This is a genomic window from Acinetobacter sp. UBA1496 (assembly GCF_002324975.1).
Classification (GTDB): domain Bacteria; phylum Pseudomonadota; class Gammaproteobacteria; order Pseudomonadales; family Moraxellaceae; genus Acinetobacter; species Acinetobacter variabilis.
Map to the genome: position 1 here is coordinate 1377 of NZ_DCRI01000039.1, position 14587 is coordinate 15963.

The 14587-nt window shown below is 41.9% G+C and carries 15 protein-coding genes; 7 read left to right on the forward strand and 8 right to left on the reverse strand.

Going from position 1 to position 14587, the window contains the following annotated elements; genetic code table 11:
- Together atpD and B3143_RS04435 are read left to right on the forward strand one after the other, a co-directional pair.
- On the forward strand, positions 1-912 hold a 912-nt coding region (gene atpD, locus B3143_RS04430), incomplete at its 5' end, for a F0F1 ATP synthase subunit beta (protein ID WP_286739656.1).
- Between the two features lie 26 nt (positions 913-938).
- Entirely contained in the window at positions 939-1358 is a 420-nt protein-coding gene (locus B3143_RS04435; RefSeq protein ID WP_004780711.1) for a F0F1 ATP synthase subunit epsilon, read from the forward strand.
- A 44-nt stretch (positions 1359-1402) separates the two neighbouring features.
- Here the strand turns inward: B3143_RS04435 and B3143_RS04440 are convergent, their stop codons facing one another.
- On the reverse strand, positions 1403-2107 hold the full coding sequence (locus B3143_RS04440) for a hypothetical protein (RefSeq protein ID WP_286739658.1): 705 nt from the start codon (positions 2105-2107) through the stop codon (positions 1403-1405).
- Positions 2108-2508: 401 nt separating this feature from the next.
- Between B3143_RS04440 and B3143_RS04445 the strand changes: the two genes are divergently transcribed.
- On the forward strand, positions 2509-3885 hold the full coding sequence (locus B3143_RS04445) for an NAD-dependent succinate-semialdehyde dehydrogenase (protein WP_005233395.1): 1377 nt from the start codon (positions 2509-2511) through the stop codon (positions 3883-3885).
- Positions 3886-3953: 68 nt separating this feature from the next.
- On the opposite strand, the gene B3143_RS04450 is transcribed toward B3143_RS04445, so the two are convergent.
- The 4 genes from B3143_RS04450 to B3143_RS04465 form a co-directional block, all read right to left on the reverse strand.
- The gene (locus tag B3143_RS04450; RefSeq protein WP_286739660.1) at positions 3954-4559 is read right to left on the reverse strand and encodes a hypothetical protein; all 606 of its coding nucleotides are present in this window, start codon (positions 4557-4559) and stop codon (positions 3954-3956) included.
- A 164-nt stretch (positions 4560-4723) separates the two neighbouring features.
- Positions 4724-5101 carry an RcnB family protein gene (locus B3143_RS04455; RefSeq protein ID WP_286739662.1) on the reverse strand — a complete coding sequence of 126 codons (378 nt, stop codon included), beginning with the start codon at positions 5099-5101 and terminating at the stop codon, positions 4724-4726.
- A 208-nt stretch (positions 5102-5309) separates the two neighbouring features.
- Entirely contained in the window at positions 5310-5855 is a 546-nt protein-coding gene (locus tag B3143_RS04460; protein WP_286739664.1) for a glutathione peroxidase, read from the reverse strand.
- Between the two features lie 174 nt (positions 5856-6029).
- Entirely contained in the window at positions 6030-6575 is a 546-nt protein-coding gene (locus B3143_RS04465; RefSeq protein WP_286739665.1) for a glutathione peroxidase, read from the reverse strand.
- A gap of 191 nt (positions 6576-6766) precedes the next feature.
- On the opposite strand from B3143_RS04465, the gene B3143_RS04470 reads away from it, so the two are divergent.
- A complete protein-coding gene (locus B3143_RS04470; RefSeq protein ID WP_104426932.1) occupies positions 6767-7678 on the forward strand; it encodes a DMT family transporter in 912 nt (303 codons plus the stop codon).
- A 397-nt stretch (positions 7679-8075) separates the two neighbouring features.
- On the opposite strand, the gene B3143_RS04475 is transcribed toward B3143_RS04470, so the two are convergent.
- The 3 genes from B3143_RS04475 to B3143_RS04485 are packed head-to-tail and all read right to left on the reverse strand — an operon-like array spanning position 8076 to position 11037.
- Entirely contained in the window at positions 8076-8645 is a 570-nt protein-coding gene (locus B3143_RS04475; RefSeq protein WP_034171542.1) for an L-threonylcarbamoyladenylate synthase, read from the reverse strand.
- 40 nt (positions 8646-8685) lie between these two features.
- Complete coding sequence (dprA, locus tag B3143_RS04480; protein ID WP_175966351.1) at positions 8686-9825, reverse strand: DNA-processing protein DprA; 1140 nt, start codon at positions 9823-9825, stop codon at positions 8686-8688.
- Between the two features lie 57 nt (positions 9826-9882).
- Positions 9883-11037, reverse strand: coding sequence for a LysM peptidoglycan-binding domain-containing protein (locus tag B3143_RS04485; protein ID WP_104426934.1), 1155 nt, complete (start codon positions 11035-11037; stop codon positions 9883-9885).
- Between the two features lie 120 nt (positions 11038-11157).
- Between B3143_RS04485 and def the strand changes: the two genes are divergently transcribed.
- The 3 genes from def (at position 11158) to B3143_RS04500 (ending at position 14329) form a co-directional block, all read left to right on the forward strand.
- Positions 11158-11688 carry a peptide deformylase gene (gene def / locus B3143_RS04490; protein ID WP_004780730.1) on the forward strand — a complete coding sequence of 177 codons (531 nt, stop codon included), beginning with the start codon at positions 11158-11160 and terminating at the stop codon, positions 11686-11688.
- Between the two features lie 92 nt (positions 11689-11780).
- Positions 11781-12191 (forward strand): DUF2946 family protein, encoded by a 411-nt coding sequence (locus B3143_RS04495; protein ID WP_286739670.1) that lies wholly within the window; start codon positions 11781-11783, stop codon positions 12189-12191.
- A 71-nt stretch (positions 12192-12262) separates the two neighbouring features.
- Positions 12263-14329, forward strand: coding sequence for a TonB-dependent copper receptor (locus B3143_RS04500; RefSeq protein WP_286739672.1), 2067 nt, complete (start codon positions 12263-12265; stop codon positions 14327-14329).
- Positions 14330-14587 lie beyond the last annotated feature (258 nt).

A 14587-nucleotide genomic window follows, 5' to 3' on the forward strand; every position in this document is an offset into this window, starting at 1 on the left:
ATCAACAACATCGCTAAAGCTCACTCAGGTTTATCTGTGTTTGCTGGTGTTGGTGAGCGTACCCGTGAAGGTAATGACTTCTATCACGAGATGAAAGACTCTAACGTTCTAGACAAAGTAGCAATGGTCTACGGTCAGATGAACGAGCCACCAGGTAACCGTTTACGCGTAGCGTTGACTGGTCTGACTATGGCTGAGTACTTCCGTGATCAAAAAGACGAAAACGGTAAAGGCCGTGACGTACTATTGTTCGTCGACAACATCTATCGTTATACACTAGCGGGTACTGAAGTATCAGCACTTCTAGGCCGTATGCCATCTGCAGTAGGTTACCAACCGACTCTTGCAGAAGAGATGGGTGTTCTTCAAGAACGTATTACATCGACTAAGTCTGGTTCTATTACGTCAATCCAAGCGGTATACGTACCTGCCGATGACTTAACTGACCCATCGCCTGCAACTACGTTCGCTCACTTGGACGCAACTGTTGTATTGAGCCGTGACATCGCTTCACAAGGTATTTACCCTGCGATCGATCCACTTGACTCTACTTCACGTCAGCTAGATCCACTTGTAGTTGGTACTGAGCATTACGAAATCGCTCGTTCAGTTCAAAACGTTCTTCAACGTTATAAAGAATTGAAAGACATTATCGCAATTCTTGGTATGGACGAATTGTCAGAAGAAGACAAACTTACTGTATACCGTGCACGTAAGATCCAACGTTTCTTCTCTCAACCGTTCCACGTAGCTGAAGTGTTTACTGGTGCTCCTGGTAAACTTGTACCGCTTAAAGAAACGATTCGTGGCTTTAAAGGTCTTCTAGCTGGTGAATACGATCACATCCCAGAACAAGCGTTCTACATGGTTGGTGGTATTGACGAAGTGATTGCTAAAGCTGAGAAACTTTAATTAGTTCCCTAATTTAGGAGATTCTCATGGCGACTATGCAATGTGACGTTGTAAGTGTTCAAGAGTCTTTGTACTCAGGCACTGTAACTATGCTAATTGCTAAAGGTGCTGGCGGTGAGTTAGGTATTATGCCTGGTCATGCTCCGCTGGTAACTTTGCTCCAACCTGGCGCGATCCGCGTTATTTTGGAAAACGGTACAGAAGAATTAATCTATGTATCTGGTGGTGTTCTAGAAGTTCAACCGCATGTTGTTACGGTTCTTGCTGATACAGCAGTCCGTGCAGAAAACTTGGATGAAGCTGCAATTATTGAAGCGCGTAAACACGCTGAACAATTGCTCGCAAATCAAAAGAGCGATTTGGACTCTGCTGCTGCTTTGGCTGCTCTTGCAGAAACTGCTGCTCAGCTGGAAACGATCCGCAAAATCAAAAACCGCGCAATGTAATTGCTGGTTTAAGATTGAAAAAACCACCCGAAAGGGTGGTTTTTTTATGGGAGTAAACCTTGAATAGTACTTCCAATAGAAAAGATGCTGTCAGTTATTCCTAGACCTAATGCCAAACCTCCTAAATACATTTTCCAATCTTGGCTTTTTTCACTTCTCATAAAATCTTCGTACTTTTGATTGGTAAATGTATGACCAATCGATTCTTCAAGAATTTCTAATAACCCATCGTTTCCAAATATATGGTAGTAGTCTAAAGCTTCAACGATCTTTCTTAATTTTTTAACAATAAATGATCTAACGCTATCATCTAAAGATTTATTATCTAAAATAGAAAGTATTAAATTTAAAGTATTATTTTTAATATCATTTATATCGTTAATGTTCAAAGTGAGTGACTTGTTATTGATTAATTCCCAAATCCTAATTTGAGAGTAGATATGTGATTGAATATCAGGGTAGAGTGATCTTGCGGTTGAGTAAAAGTTATGAACATCGAAACTTGTGTAAGAAATTAAGTCAATTAAGTCTTGCTGCCAACTATATTCATTGGATGGCTGATCAGCTCTCATAAAATCAACCAAGTCATAAATGTTATTCGCAAGTTGTATTCTTAAGCGATCGTAATTTTCACTGTCAGGTTCGACTTCTAACCCAATTGCTAAGCATTCATATGGCTGGAAAGTACCAGCATTTACATAAGGTTTGATACGTTCTAAAAAATTATAAATAATTTGAGGTTTATTCATATTTTCAAAAAATATTTGAGGAATAATCTTAAATCTTATACATGAAATGTTTTAAATAGAATGGGGAATAATCTCAAACTCCCCATTCTCCACAATCCTCACCTTAAATGTCTCATCAAATCCTTCTGCTAAACTTGGTACTTCAAGCTTTTTATAGTTTGCTCGAACCCTAACTTCAGCACTATTGGCTTTAGTTTGATATTTATTAGAAAACTTTATTTTGTACCGCTCGATATAACTTTTACCATTTCTCAGTAATGTTTTGAACCAATCTGTAAACCTGCACACGCCATAAAAAAATCAGTGATAAGTTAAATGATTCGAACAGATTTCGCTTGTTATAGCTTAATACGATAGAAGTTTAGAACAGGCAAAACTTATAATTGAAAAAAGGGAAAACTATGGCTTATCAATCTATTAATCCATTTACCAATCAAAAATTGAAAGACTACCCATCGCATAGCGATCAAGATATTCAACATGCACTCGATACTGCAGAAAAAATCCTGAAGTCGGATTGGACTCAACACGTAGATACCCGAATTGAGGTACTTCGTAAACTGGCAAGCAACATGCGGGAACGCAAGTCAGAACTGGCTAAAATCATGACGCTGGATATGGGTAAGCTGATCAAGCAGAGTGAAGGTGAAATCGAAACCTGCGCCAAAATTGCTGAATACTATGCTGATCATGCCAAAGAGTTTTTAGCGCCAGTTTCTTATGAAACGGAACTGGGAGAAGCTTGGGTAGAACATCATCCCTTAGGAATTATTATGGCGGTAGAGCCTTGGAACTTCCCATTCTATCAATTGATGCGTGTCTTTGCCCCCAACTGCGCAATTGGTAACCCTGTGGTAGCCAAGCATGCCAGCATCGTTCCGCAATGTGCTGAAGCCTTTGAACGGTTGATTCTTGATGCAGGCGCACCGAAAGGTGTGTGGACTAATCTGTTTATCAGTAGTGATCAGGTCGCAGATATTATCGCAGATCCACGTGTACAAGGCGTTGCTCTTACGGGATCAGAAGGTGCAGGGCGTGCAGTAGCGGGGCAGGCCGGTAAACATGTCACCAAATCCACATTAGAATTGGGTGGTAATGATGTATTCATTGTGCTGGATGATGCTGATCTGGAAAAAGCGATCAAAATTGGCTGTCAGGCACGCGTTAATAACACGGGGCAAGTTTGTACAGCAGCTAAACGTTTTATCCTGCATGAGAAAATTGCAGAACAATTTAAAGCGGGCATGCTCGAGGTCTTTGAAGGCTTAAAAATTGGTGATCCATTGGATTCTGAAACTACTCTTGGCCCACTGTCTTCAGCAGATGCGTTGGAAAAACTGACTAAGCAGGTGGATAAAGCTGTAGAGAATGGCGCGAAAGTTTTGACTGGTGGTAAGCCTTATGAACATGAAGGTAATTTCTATCAGCCAACTATTCTGGAAAATATCAGCCGTGATAATCCGGCTTGGTATGAAGAATTCTTTGGCCCGGTCGCTCAAATTTATGTGGCAAAAGATGAAGATGAAATTGTATCGATTGCCAATGATTCCAATTATGGTCTCGGAGGCGTGATTCATTCACAAAATATTGAGCGGGCGAAAAAGCTGGCTTCACGTGTAGAAACCGGCATGATCTGGATTAACTGGTATACCGACACTGCGCCAGAGCTACCATTTGGCGGGATCAAAAATTCAGGTTATGGTCATGAACTTTCAATTGATGGTTTCAAAGAATTTGTGCAGAAACGATTGGTAGTGGTGAAAAGCCCAAAAAAATAATATTGAATTTTTAAAATAAAGAAGCCACTTAAACAGTGGCTTCTTTTTGAACGAGATATCAACGTAAATCAGGTGTTTTCTGGTTCAGCTTCTGATGAAGCGTCTTTATCTGGGTTTTGAATCAGTATGCCTGCCAGTTTAAGCATTTCAGCTTGCACACTGACCATCTGGCTTTCAATTTTCTTTAAATCAACCTGGCTGAAATCGACTTGGCCATTCAGTAAAGGAGAAGCTAGAACCTGTTGATTGGCACTCATGATATTGCTACGTACCTGATCAATTTCCTGACTTTTTAAATTCAGTTCACTTAAGGCCTGATTAAAGCCTGTCAACTGTTGTTGTAACTTGCCTGCTGTAGCTTGCAGTTGCTGGGTATCTTTAGTATCTACCGCAGTTTGCAGATCAGTTTGGGTCTGCTTTAACTGTTCAACATAACTGCCTGCCTTGAATTGCAGATCAGCCACATCACGCACCATATAAAACATATTGCCAGACTTCAGCTCTGTTTGCGCAGTCGTCGTGCGATCACTTTGCTGTGCAGGTTCAAGATCAGTAGAAAGAGTACTTTGTTCTTGCTCGACCGGTGCTTCGGTCGCCTGTTCACAGCCCATTAATAAAATGCCTGAGCTAAATAATGCAAAAGGAAGAAGAGCATTTACAAGAATCTTGGACATGAAATCATGGTCTCGGTGCAGGTGGTTCTAAGGCATGACTATAAGAATAAAATGTGGAGATAAAAAAGATTGTTGCAAAGTAATAACAAATATTTTGAATACAAATTATTAAGACATTAAAAAAGAGTGCCGAAGCACTCTTTTTTCACCGAGGAGGATAAAACTTATCCTGCAATAATTTTGATAATGTTATGGCTCATCACATTGGTCAGGATATAGTCACCATTCACTTTGATCCATTGCTGTTTTTTACCAGGTTTGCTGAGTCTTTTGTATTTGCTGTGGTCTACCTTGTACACTTTGCTCTGAAACTGAGCCGGTACTTTTTGACCTACACGCCAATCGCGTGAAGGATCTACTTTCTTATGTACCTGTTTATGCTGTTGATCGTGTGCAGGGGCTTTATGCTGTGCATGCTGCTGAACATGCGTTTTTTGTGGCTGATGGTGTTGCGAGTGATGCTCTGGAGCTGCAGCAAAAGCTGAAGTCGCCACAAGTGCACTAGATAATGAAAATATGACTGCTTTTACTAAGTTTTTCATGTTTTGAACCTATCGTTATCTCTCTTGGGATAACTGCATATTAGGCTCAACTCATTGATAAATATGGAATGAAGTGTTGTAGAAAAATAAAAATTAAGCGTAAATCATGGAGATTTTAGAGCTACGTAAATATGGTTTTAAGTATTTGATTTTAAAATAAATAATAAGTATCTATTCTTGAAATAGATACTTACATTACTGTTACAAATTATTTAGCCAATTCTGTATTAATCGCATCTCGCAAGCGAGCATCATCTGCAGGAATATTTGGTGCAAAACGCGCGACCACTTCGCCTTGCTTGTTGACCAGGAATTTTTCAAAGTTCCACAGCACTTCTGGTAATTCATTTGGCGTGTTGCCAAAACTTTTCAGGCGCTCTGCAAAATCTTCGCCGCCTGTACGTTGCGGCTGAGCTTGGGTCAGATAATGGTAAAGAGGATGCTGATCTTCACCCACGACAGAGATCTTGGAGAATAGCGGGAAATCCACATTGTAGTTCAGACTGCAGAACTGCTGGATTTCCTCGTCTGTGCCCGGTTCCTGACCTTTAAAGTTATTCGCAGGAAAAGCCAGAATTTCCAGTCCTTCGGTTTTTTTCTCATTATAAAGTTTTTGCAGTCCTTCATATTGTGGGGTTAAACCACATTTCGATGCGACATTCACAATCAGCAGGACTTTGTCCTGATAATCGGACAAAGTCGTATTTTTTCCAGTGACGGTTTTTACCGGAATCTCATAAATGGACTGACTCATATTGTTTTGCTCGAATTGTTATGAAAATAGACTCATGTTTTATCGGGTCTGGGCAGTTTCAGTAAACATAAATTTTAGATAAGTTTGTGAAAAAAATATGAAATTCGATGTTCATGCCTATGAGCCAGGTCGGCTAAACTGGTCATCAGTTGCAACCGACCTATTTAAAAAGACTTATTTAGTAAGCTCAGCATTGATTGCATCCAGCAGGCGTGAATCATCTGCCGTGATATCCGGTGCAAAACGTGCAACGACTTCACCCTGTTTGTTCACCAGGAACTTTTCAAAGTTCCAGAGGACTTCAGGTGGTTCATTTGGAGTCAGGCCATAGTCGACCAGATCTTTCCACCACGGACCTTCACCGATACGTTCTGGCACAGCTTGAGTCAAAGTAGCATATAAAGGATGTTTAGCTTCACCCACGACCGGAATTTTAGCAAACAGCGGGAAATCCACCTGATAGTTCAGGGAACAGAATTCCTGAATTTCCTTTTCACTTCCAGGTTCCTGTTCCAGAAAATCATTGGAAGGGAAGCCTAGAATTTCCAGCCCTTGTTCTTTTTTCTGCTGATAGAGTTTTTGCAGGCCTTCGTATTGTGGAGTGAGGCCACATTTTGATGCCACATTTACCAACAGCAAGACTTTGCCTTGATACTGGTTCAGCGTCGTGTCCGTTCCTTGAATCGTTTTTACCGGAATGTCATACACAGAAGTGCTCATCAGATTTCCTTTTTATTAAATGGATAAGGGCTATTTGTTTTAACGGGTATTTAAATATAGTACAAGTCGGAATCAGTGAAATGCTTACTTGCCGGCTACAAATAGCATTAATTTTAGTTGAAAAATCAATTATGCTTAGGCACTTGCCAAGAAGGCATAGATTAACAATAGATAGAGACAAGGATGAAGTTATGACGCAGCAGCAAAAAACAATGTGGTGGGCCATGCTGCTTCCATTGACTGCGGTCCTGATCTGGTCACTGAATATTGTCGTGACCCGCTATGTGACGGACTTTATTTCGCCGGTGAGCATCAGTTTTTATCGCTGGTTTTTTGCCTTTCTGATTCTGACCCCGTTTATTCTGCCGCGAGTGATTCGTGAACGTGCCCTGATCGTCCCGCATCTGAAACAGCTGGCAGTGCTGAGTGCCTTTGGTCTGGTGCTGTATCAGGGCCTGGCGTATACCGCCGCACATTACACCACCGCCACCAATATGGGCATTATTAATGCCTTTATTCCAATTTTCACCATTTTTGTGTCGATGCTGATTCTGCGCGATATCCCGAATCGCTATGCGATTATTGGCAGTCTGTTGTCCTTTGCCGGGCTGATCTATGTGATGGGGCAGGGTAATCCGTGGGGGCTGTTGCATGCTGGCGGCCAGTGGGGTGATCTGCTGATGATTATTGCCGTATTTTTCTATGCCTTTTACGGGGTCTTTCTGAAAAAATGGCAGCTGCAGATTCCGCTCATGCTGAGCCTGTATGTGCAGATTCTATTTGCATTGCTGTATCACCTGCCGTTTGTGGCGTGGTTGGGTCTAGATGTCATTAATCTGGCCAATGCTGGCAGCGTCATCTACGCCAGTATTTTCCCGTCACTGATTGCACCTTTGCTGTGGATGATGGCGATTCAGCGTCTGGGGCCGAACCGTACCAGTATCTTTATGAACCTGATGCCGGTGTTTACTGCTTTAATTGCCTTGGTCTGGTTAAAAGAGGCCTGGACCATTTATCACAGTATTGGTGGGGCGATTATTCTGTTCGGCATTGTACTGGCCCAGAAAAAAACCATGGCGCCGGTGCTGCTAAAAGCCAAATAATTGCCTAAAAAACGAACAAACAAACTTAGTTTTTTTGCTTGAATGATCTCGTAAATAAAGACAAATAGACTTTAGTCGAGGATGGGAGGTTTTAGGTTCTTTAAAAAGCACTTTAAAAAGAGCAAGATAATTTGAATTTTTTTAAAATAATGATTGATTAATCATAGGTTTAAGCTGCTTTTTAAGAGCTAAAATATATTTGTTTTTTTTAAACTGTTCGCCCATAATACGCTCCATCGCAGATCAGCAACTGTTGCTGAAATGTCCAGAGATTTCGATACCCTCTGGATGTGATTGATACACATCCTTTTTTATGCTCAACCATCCCTATATGGTTGAGCTTTTTTTTGTCTTAAAACTTTAGTCGACTTGAAAAGAAAAATGACTGAGCAAAGGCTCAGTCACGAATAATTTCACCTGTTACGGCATCAATAATCCGGCTTGGTTTCTGGCTCAGTCCCAGATCACCATTCAGATAATTCAGATCCTGACCAAAATAACGCATGGCATCTTGCAGGGAACGTGCAGGTTCTAAGCCGGCAGGATTGGCACTGGTTGAAACAATAAAACCGCCAAAAGCCTGACACAAGGCTACACAAAGAGGATGAGTGGTCACGCGCACTGCCACTTTAGGGTGTTTGCCTTTAATCCAGCCTGGAATATCGTCATTGGCAGGGAGTAGCCAGGTGGTCGCCCGGTCTGTAGGTCGATCATTACTCCAGGACTCAATTACTTTTTCACGCATTTCTTCACTTAGATCCTGAAGTAAATGTTCCACTTGTGAAATATGAGCTGCGAGTAAAATCACGCCTTTTTCAATCGGGCGCTGTTTTAAGGTTAAAATCTGGTGAAATGCCTGTTCATTATAGGGGTCGCAACCTAAACCCCAAACAGCCTCTGTAGGGTATGCCAAGACCTGTCCAGCTTTGAGACATTCAGCTGCTTCGGCAACAGAGGTGGTGATCATGTGTATACCTTATCAAAACAAGAAGTGTCTATTGTGAACCTTATTTATGCGGACGACAACGTAGATACATGCCGGCTTGCTGGGTGCAAAAGCCAAGTAGCTCCAGTTCCATCAATTGACCGGTGAGAGAAGAAACATCCTGTTGCAGATGATGACTGAGATGATCCAGATCCTGTCCGACCCAGTCCAGCTGGTTATAAAGTCTGAGCAAATGGGGCGGTATGTGTGTAGGAAGTTCATCCGCCATGTCATGTTGTACTTCATTTTGTAAGGCTTGCCATTGGGTTGCCAGAGCCAGTTCTTCAATCACCTGTTGCGGGTGATCAATCAGAATCGCGCCTTCACGAATCAGCTGATGGCAACCTTTATGATATTCACTATAAATATGTCCCGGAATGGCAAATACAGTCTTGCCTTGTTCGGCAGCCAGTTTGGCCGTAATCAGAGAGCCGCTTTTTAAGGTCGCTTCAGCCACAATGACCCCGAGACTTAAGCCACTGACAATCCTGTTACGCCGTGGAAAGTGATGCTGCAACGGTGGGGTTTCTGGTAGAAACTCGGTAATGACGGCACCACCATGCGCAATAATCTCCTGGCGCAATTGTGCATGTTGAGAAGGGTAGGTCTGATCCAGTCCGGTTCCCATCACCGCAATGGTTCCCTGATGTTTTAATCCTGCCCGATGAGCAGCTTCATCTATGCCTTGTGCTAATCCACTATTAATATAGAAACCCTGTTCACTCAAATAAAAGGAAAAATCATAAGCTACTTGCCGGCCATGAGGACTCGGCTTGCGACTTCCCACAACTGCAATTTGGGCTTGTAGCAGGGTATCCGGCTGACCTTGGCCAAAAATAATCGGTGGTTTGTCTACATAGTGGCTGAGTTGCTGGGGATAGTGCAGATCATGGTAGAGTAGAACAAAATCACTATCTCGCTGAACTTTTTCCAGACAGCGCTGAAATTTCTGTTGTGATTCTGGAAGCGAGAAGTCTTTTAAGCGTTGGACATGATTGGCATGAATGCCAAGCGCCTGCCAGGTAGGCACCTGATCAGGCTGTATGGCTGTGGTCAGACTTGAATAATGCTGACTGATTTTATAGAAGCTCGAAAGAGAATGCTGAACCAGATACCATAACGTCAGTGTTTCCAGTTGCACGCGTGATAAAGAGTTCAGCATATCGAGACCTATATGTGTGTCTTCTTATTCTTTCAGTTGTAAAGTTAGATCAATCTATTATTCATCTAGCAATGGCGCTTGAATATTGGCACCCACCTTGATAGGTAACTCACTTTCCAGCACATAAGCATAGCTCAGCTGGTCAAAAGTTTTAAAGACCATCACATTGCCAATGCGCTCACCTGGAAGCTGTACGCGCTCTTTGGTTTTCGGATCAGTCACGACTTCACCTTTCTGGTTTACGCTAAAGACATGGCCAGTCTGAACCCCATGTGCCGTACCACGGTCAATCGTCACGACACTATGACGTGCTGCTGTACCAATTGAACCCAGTACACGCACAATCTGACCACCAGCAACCGTATTTTCTGCATTCACTGGATAGAACAGGGTAGGCAACATCGGATCGTATTCAGGTAATACACGGTCACCACGACGCACTTCGGCATTGTAGCTATCTGTCAATTCCAGCGTGGTGACATCACCTTCGCCACGTACTGCGATTCCGGAAGCAACCTGTTGCAGCTCTAGAGCAGCCGTGTATTTCTTGCCATTGGCATCGGTAAAGACATAAGGGTCTGCCTCACGATACACCGCATAACGCTGGCCAACCACCAAACCATTGCCGCGCGCATAGACCTTCTGGCCTTTACCGGCCAGTACGCGCTGGTCTGCAGTGCCGAGAATGTAAGGCGTACCTTGAACTGAATCAGCTGCCACTATGGTATAGCGTTCAAGCCATTGCTGGATATGCGCTAATGGAATCACTGGAATCGTATTATTTAAAGATTCAACGCGAACCTGTGGTTGTAATGAAGTACTACCGATATAACGACTGATGATACCTTCACAGCCATCACCTTCGTCTTTACCGATAATTGGACGACCTTGATAGTCACACATCAACAGGCGATCACCTGGAAAAATCCAATGTGGATTTTTCACGTGCTTGTTACTGGCCCAGATTTCTGGCCAACGCACCGGATTTTTTAAGAAACGTTTTGAAATATCCCACAATGTATCGCCTTTTTTGACCACGTAGACATTAGGCGCACTGGCTTTTAAAGCAGGTGGATTGACGTTGCGGGCAGGAGCTGCCTCGGCTGAATACATTGTTCCCATACTCACTCCGACACAAACTGCCAGTGCGAGCATTTGATTTTTTAACCCCAAGGCACTAAAAAATGGCATGCCCTTCAAAACCTTTTTCATTATCATAATTCCTAAAATTATGTGCGTAATTGCGTTATAATAACGATCTTACACACATTTTTTTGATGAAGCATTCCCTTCATTTGGTTTTTTGATCAATGGCATAATTGAGGACGCAGTATGGCCTTATTACCTATTTTAAGTTTCCCGGATCCCCGTCTTCGTACCATTGCACAACCAGTCGAAGAAGTTACTGATGAAATTCGTCAGCTCGCTGCAGATATGTTTGAAACCATGTATGAAGCGCCAGGCATCGGACTCGCCGCGACCCAAGTCGATCGTCATATTCAGCTGATTGTGATGGACCTGTCTGAAAACAAAGATCAACCCATGGTGTTCATTAACCCCAAAATCACACCATTGACTGAAGAAACACAGCCTTATGAAGAGGGCTGTCTATCAGTTCCTCAAATATACGATAAAGTTGAGCGTCCGTCACGCGTAAAAATTGAGGCAATTGGTCTGGATGGTCAACCCTTTGAACAAGAGGCTGATGGACTTCTCGCTGTGTGCATCCAACATGAAATGGATCACTTAAATGGTAAACTTTTTGTGGATTATCTGTCGCCATTAAAACGTCAGCGTGCCCGTGAAAAAGTAGAAAAACTGGTTCGCCAGCGCAATAAGGAAAAAGTTGCAGTTAAACGCTAAAATTATTTTCCCAAGCAATTTTTATGATTCAACAAGCCCAATTTTGATTGGGTTTTGTTATACTCAGCCTAGATAAATTTAAGGGTTTGCCTATGGTTCTGCGGGGAGGTCTGCTACTTTCCTTTCTAGCGGTATTTCTACAGATTGCTGTATTCTTACAGCCTTTGCTGCCGAAGCAATATCAGGTTGCTCCGGTCTGTGAAACCATCACGCGTGCCCTTTTAGTTTCCTCGCATGTTCATTCTGAACATCCTGCTCATCATCTTGATCAGCATCCTATTTCCTCGGACTCCATGGCGCATGAACACGATGCCAGTCATCAGTGTCAGTACTGTACTGTCTATGGCAACCTCGTTTTGCCGCCTGAGCTTGAAGTGAAAGAAGTCCTGGATCGAATTCAGGTCAGACTATTGGCTTTTGAACAAGCCTTTAAGCATGTCTGGTTTATCCTTCAACGACTCTTTTTAATCCCGCAGGGACGGGCACCGCCACTGTTTGCATAAATCCACGTTGTTTTGCCTGGGTCTTTACTGACTTAGGCCGTGTTCAATTTATGTATTCAGTGAGATAAAAAATGGCTCAGCCTAAATTTTCTTTACAGCCCCTTGCGGCTGCGATTTGTGTTGCTTGTTATTCTTCGATGGTGCTGGCAAATGAAGCCATGCCAGTACAAACCATGGCACCGATTGTGGTGACTTCAACTGCCGGTAATGATGCCAATGGTCTGATTGTTCGTGCTGATCCAAAACAGCCGATTCAGCCAGTGCCGGCAACTGATGGCGCAGATTATCTGCAAAGTATTGTAGGTTTTAGTTCGGTCAATAGCGGAGCAGGTACCAATGGCGATGTGACCTTTCGTGGCATGTTCGGTTCACGCATTAAAATCCTGACTGATGGCACTGAAAACCTCGGTGCCTGCCCAAGCCGGATGGATTCGCCCACTTCATATATTTCTCCAGAAAGTTATGACCGTATTTCAGTGATTAAAGGTCCTCAAACGGTTCAATATGCCAATACAGGTTCTGCTGCAACAGTTATTTTTGAACGTAATCCTGAAAGCTTTACAGAAGATAAAAATTACCGTGGACAAGCTAGTGTACTTATGGGCTCTTATGGTCGTTTAGATCATAATGTTGAAGCAGCATTGGGGGATGATAAAAAATACATTCGTTTAAATGCGAGCCGATCTGTATCGGATAGTTATAAGGATGGTGATAACAATAAAGTTCCATCAGATTGGGAAAGATGGAATACCGATATTGCATTAGGTTGGACACCTGATGAAAACACATGGATTGAGTTAACAGGCGGAAAAGCTGATGGCGAAGCTGTTTATGCAGGGCGTGGCATGGATGGTTCACAGTTTGCACGAGAAAGCTTAGGTTTGCGTGTTGAGAAGAAAAATATTACAGATGTAATTAAGAAAATTGAAGCGCAAGTGAACTATAATTTTAATGACCATATTATGGATAATTATAGTTTGAGAAAAGTACCTCAGACACACGATGACAACCATCAAATGGTGGATAATCCAATGTCTATGCAGGTAACACGCCGTACACTCAATACTCGTTTAGCTATGACAAGTGAATGGGATAAGACTCAACTTATTACGGGGTTTGATTCTCAACACAATAAACATGCTGGTGGTATGAAGTCGAATAGCATGGATATGCCATTAAAAGCTGATATGGAGTTTCAGTCTTATGGTGCTTTTGGTGAATTAACTTATCAATTGGAAGGAAACAATCGTGTTGTATCAGGTGCGCGTATTGATCGTGTTGAAATTGATGCTTTAAAAACTCAACACAGCCGCACAGAACTTTTGCCAAGTGCATTTATCCGTTTTGAAAATACTCACCCTAACCATGATGATAGTAAAACTTATATCGGTTTAGGTTACGTAGAACGTGTGCCAGATTATTGGGAATTGTTTAAAACCGATTACAAAGGTGTAACGGCAAATACTTTCAAAAAATTAGAAACAGAGAAAACATTACAGCTTGATTTAGGCTATCAGCATGAACACGGCGCATTTAATTCTTGGGTGTCGGCTTATACAGGCTTAATTAACGATTATATTTTGATGGTATATCCACAAACACAATCAAGTGGGCATGGGCATTCAATGCATATGAGTGCTAAGCAAAATACTGTCGATTCAAGAAATGTTGATGCCATTATTGCTGGTGCGGAAGCAGGTATTGGTTATAGCTTTACAGATGCTATTCAAGCAGATGTTAGTGCAATGTACGCTTGGGGTGAGAATACAACTGACAATACGCCGCTACCCCAAATCTCTCCATTAGAAGCACGAGTTAACTTGCGCTATATTCAAGACAAATACAATGTTGGGTTATTGTGGCGTGTAGTGGATGGTCAAAACCGTATTAGTAAGAATGAAGGTAATATTGTTGGATACGATCTACAGCCAAGCGCAGATTTTAGCACATTATCGCTAAATGGAACCTATAATTTAGCAGAAGACATCGATTTATCAGTGGGTATTGATAATGTGTTAGATAAAACCTATACGGAGCATTTGAATAAGATGGGAAATGCAGGTGTCGGTCTGGCGGCCAATGAACAATTCAATAATATGGGACGAAATTACTGGGCAAGAATCAGTATGAAGTTCTAATCTGATTAGATTGAGTACAAAAAGCAGAACGAAAGTTCTGCTTTTTGCTTTTTTAATTTAATAAAATTAATAATAATCAAATATTTAATTATTTTGACCATTTCCAAATAAAATAATGAATATTTTTATTAAAATATTTTTTATATATAAAACAGTTATTTATAAATATTGTGGTTTATAAAATAAACACACGTTTCAAATGTTTTAAAAAAGGTGTTGCAAGGCATCTGAAATGCTGTAGAATGCACATCCATCGGC

Excerpts from the sequence above, each read along its gene's own strand:
- B3143_RS04475 (WP_034171542.1), bottom strand. The coding sequence starts at position 8,645 with ATGATCACCACCTCTGTTGCCGAAGCAGCTGAATGTCTCAAAGCTGGA.
- B3143_RS04500 (WP_286739672.1), top strand. The coding sequence starts at position 12,263 with ATGGCTCAGCCTAAATTTTCTTTACAGCCCCTTGCGGCTGCGATTTGT.
- B3143_RS04445 (WP_005233395.1), top strand. The coding sequence starts at position 2,509 with ATGGCTTATCAATCTATTAATCCATTTACCAATCAAAAATTGAAAGAC.
- B3143_RS04450 (WP_286739660.1), bottom strand. The coding sequence starts at position 4,559 with ATGTCCAAGATTCTTGTAAATGCTCTTCTTCCTTTTGCATTATTTAGC.
- dprA (WP_175966351.1), bottom strand. The coding sequence starts at position 9,825 with ATGCTGAACTCTTTATCACGCGTGCAACTGGAAACACTGACGTTATGG.
- def (WP_004780730.1), top strand. The coding sequence starts at position 11,158 with ATGGCCTTATTACCTATTTTAAGTTTCCCGGATCCCCGTCTTCGTACC.
- B3143_RS04495 (WP_286739670.1), top strand. The coding sequence starts at position 11,781 with ATGGTTCTGCGGGGAGGTCTGCTACTTTCCTTTCTAGCGGTATTTCTA.
- B3143_RS04460 (WP_286739664.1), bottom strand. The coding sequence starts at position 5,855 with ATGAGTCAGTCCATTTATGAGATTCCGGTAAAAACCGTCACTGGAAAA.
- B3143_RS04440 (WP_286739658.1), bottom strand. The coding sequence starts at position 2,107 with ATGAATAAACCTCAAATTATTTATAATTTTTTAGAACGTATCAAACCT.
- B3143_RS04485 (WP_104426934.1), bottom strand. The coding sequence starts at position 11,037 with ATGAAAAAGGTTTTGAAGGGCATGCCATTTTTTAGTGCCTTGGGGTTA.
- B3143_RS04470 (WP_104426932.1), top strand. The coding sequence starts at position 6,767 with ATGACGCAGCAGCAAAAAACAATGTGGTGGGCCATGCTGCTTCCATTG.
- B3143_RS04435 (WP_004780711.1), top strand. The coding sequence starts at position 939 with ATGGCGACTATGCAATGTGACGTTGTAAGTGTTCAAGAGTCTTTGTAC.
- B3143_RS04465 (WP_286739665.1), bottom strand. The coding sequence starts at position 6,575 with ATGAGCACTTCTGTGTATGACATTCCGGTAAAAACGATTCAAGGAACG.
- B3143_RS04455 (WP_286739662.1), bottom strand. The coding sequence starts at position 5,101 with ATGAAAAACTTAGTAAAAGCAGTCATATTTTCATTATCTAGTGCACTT.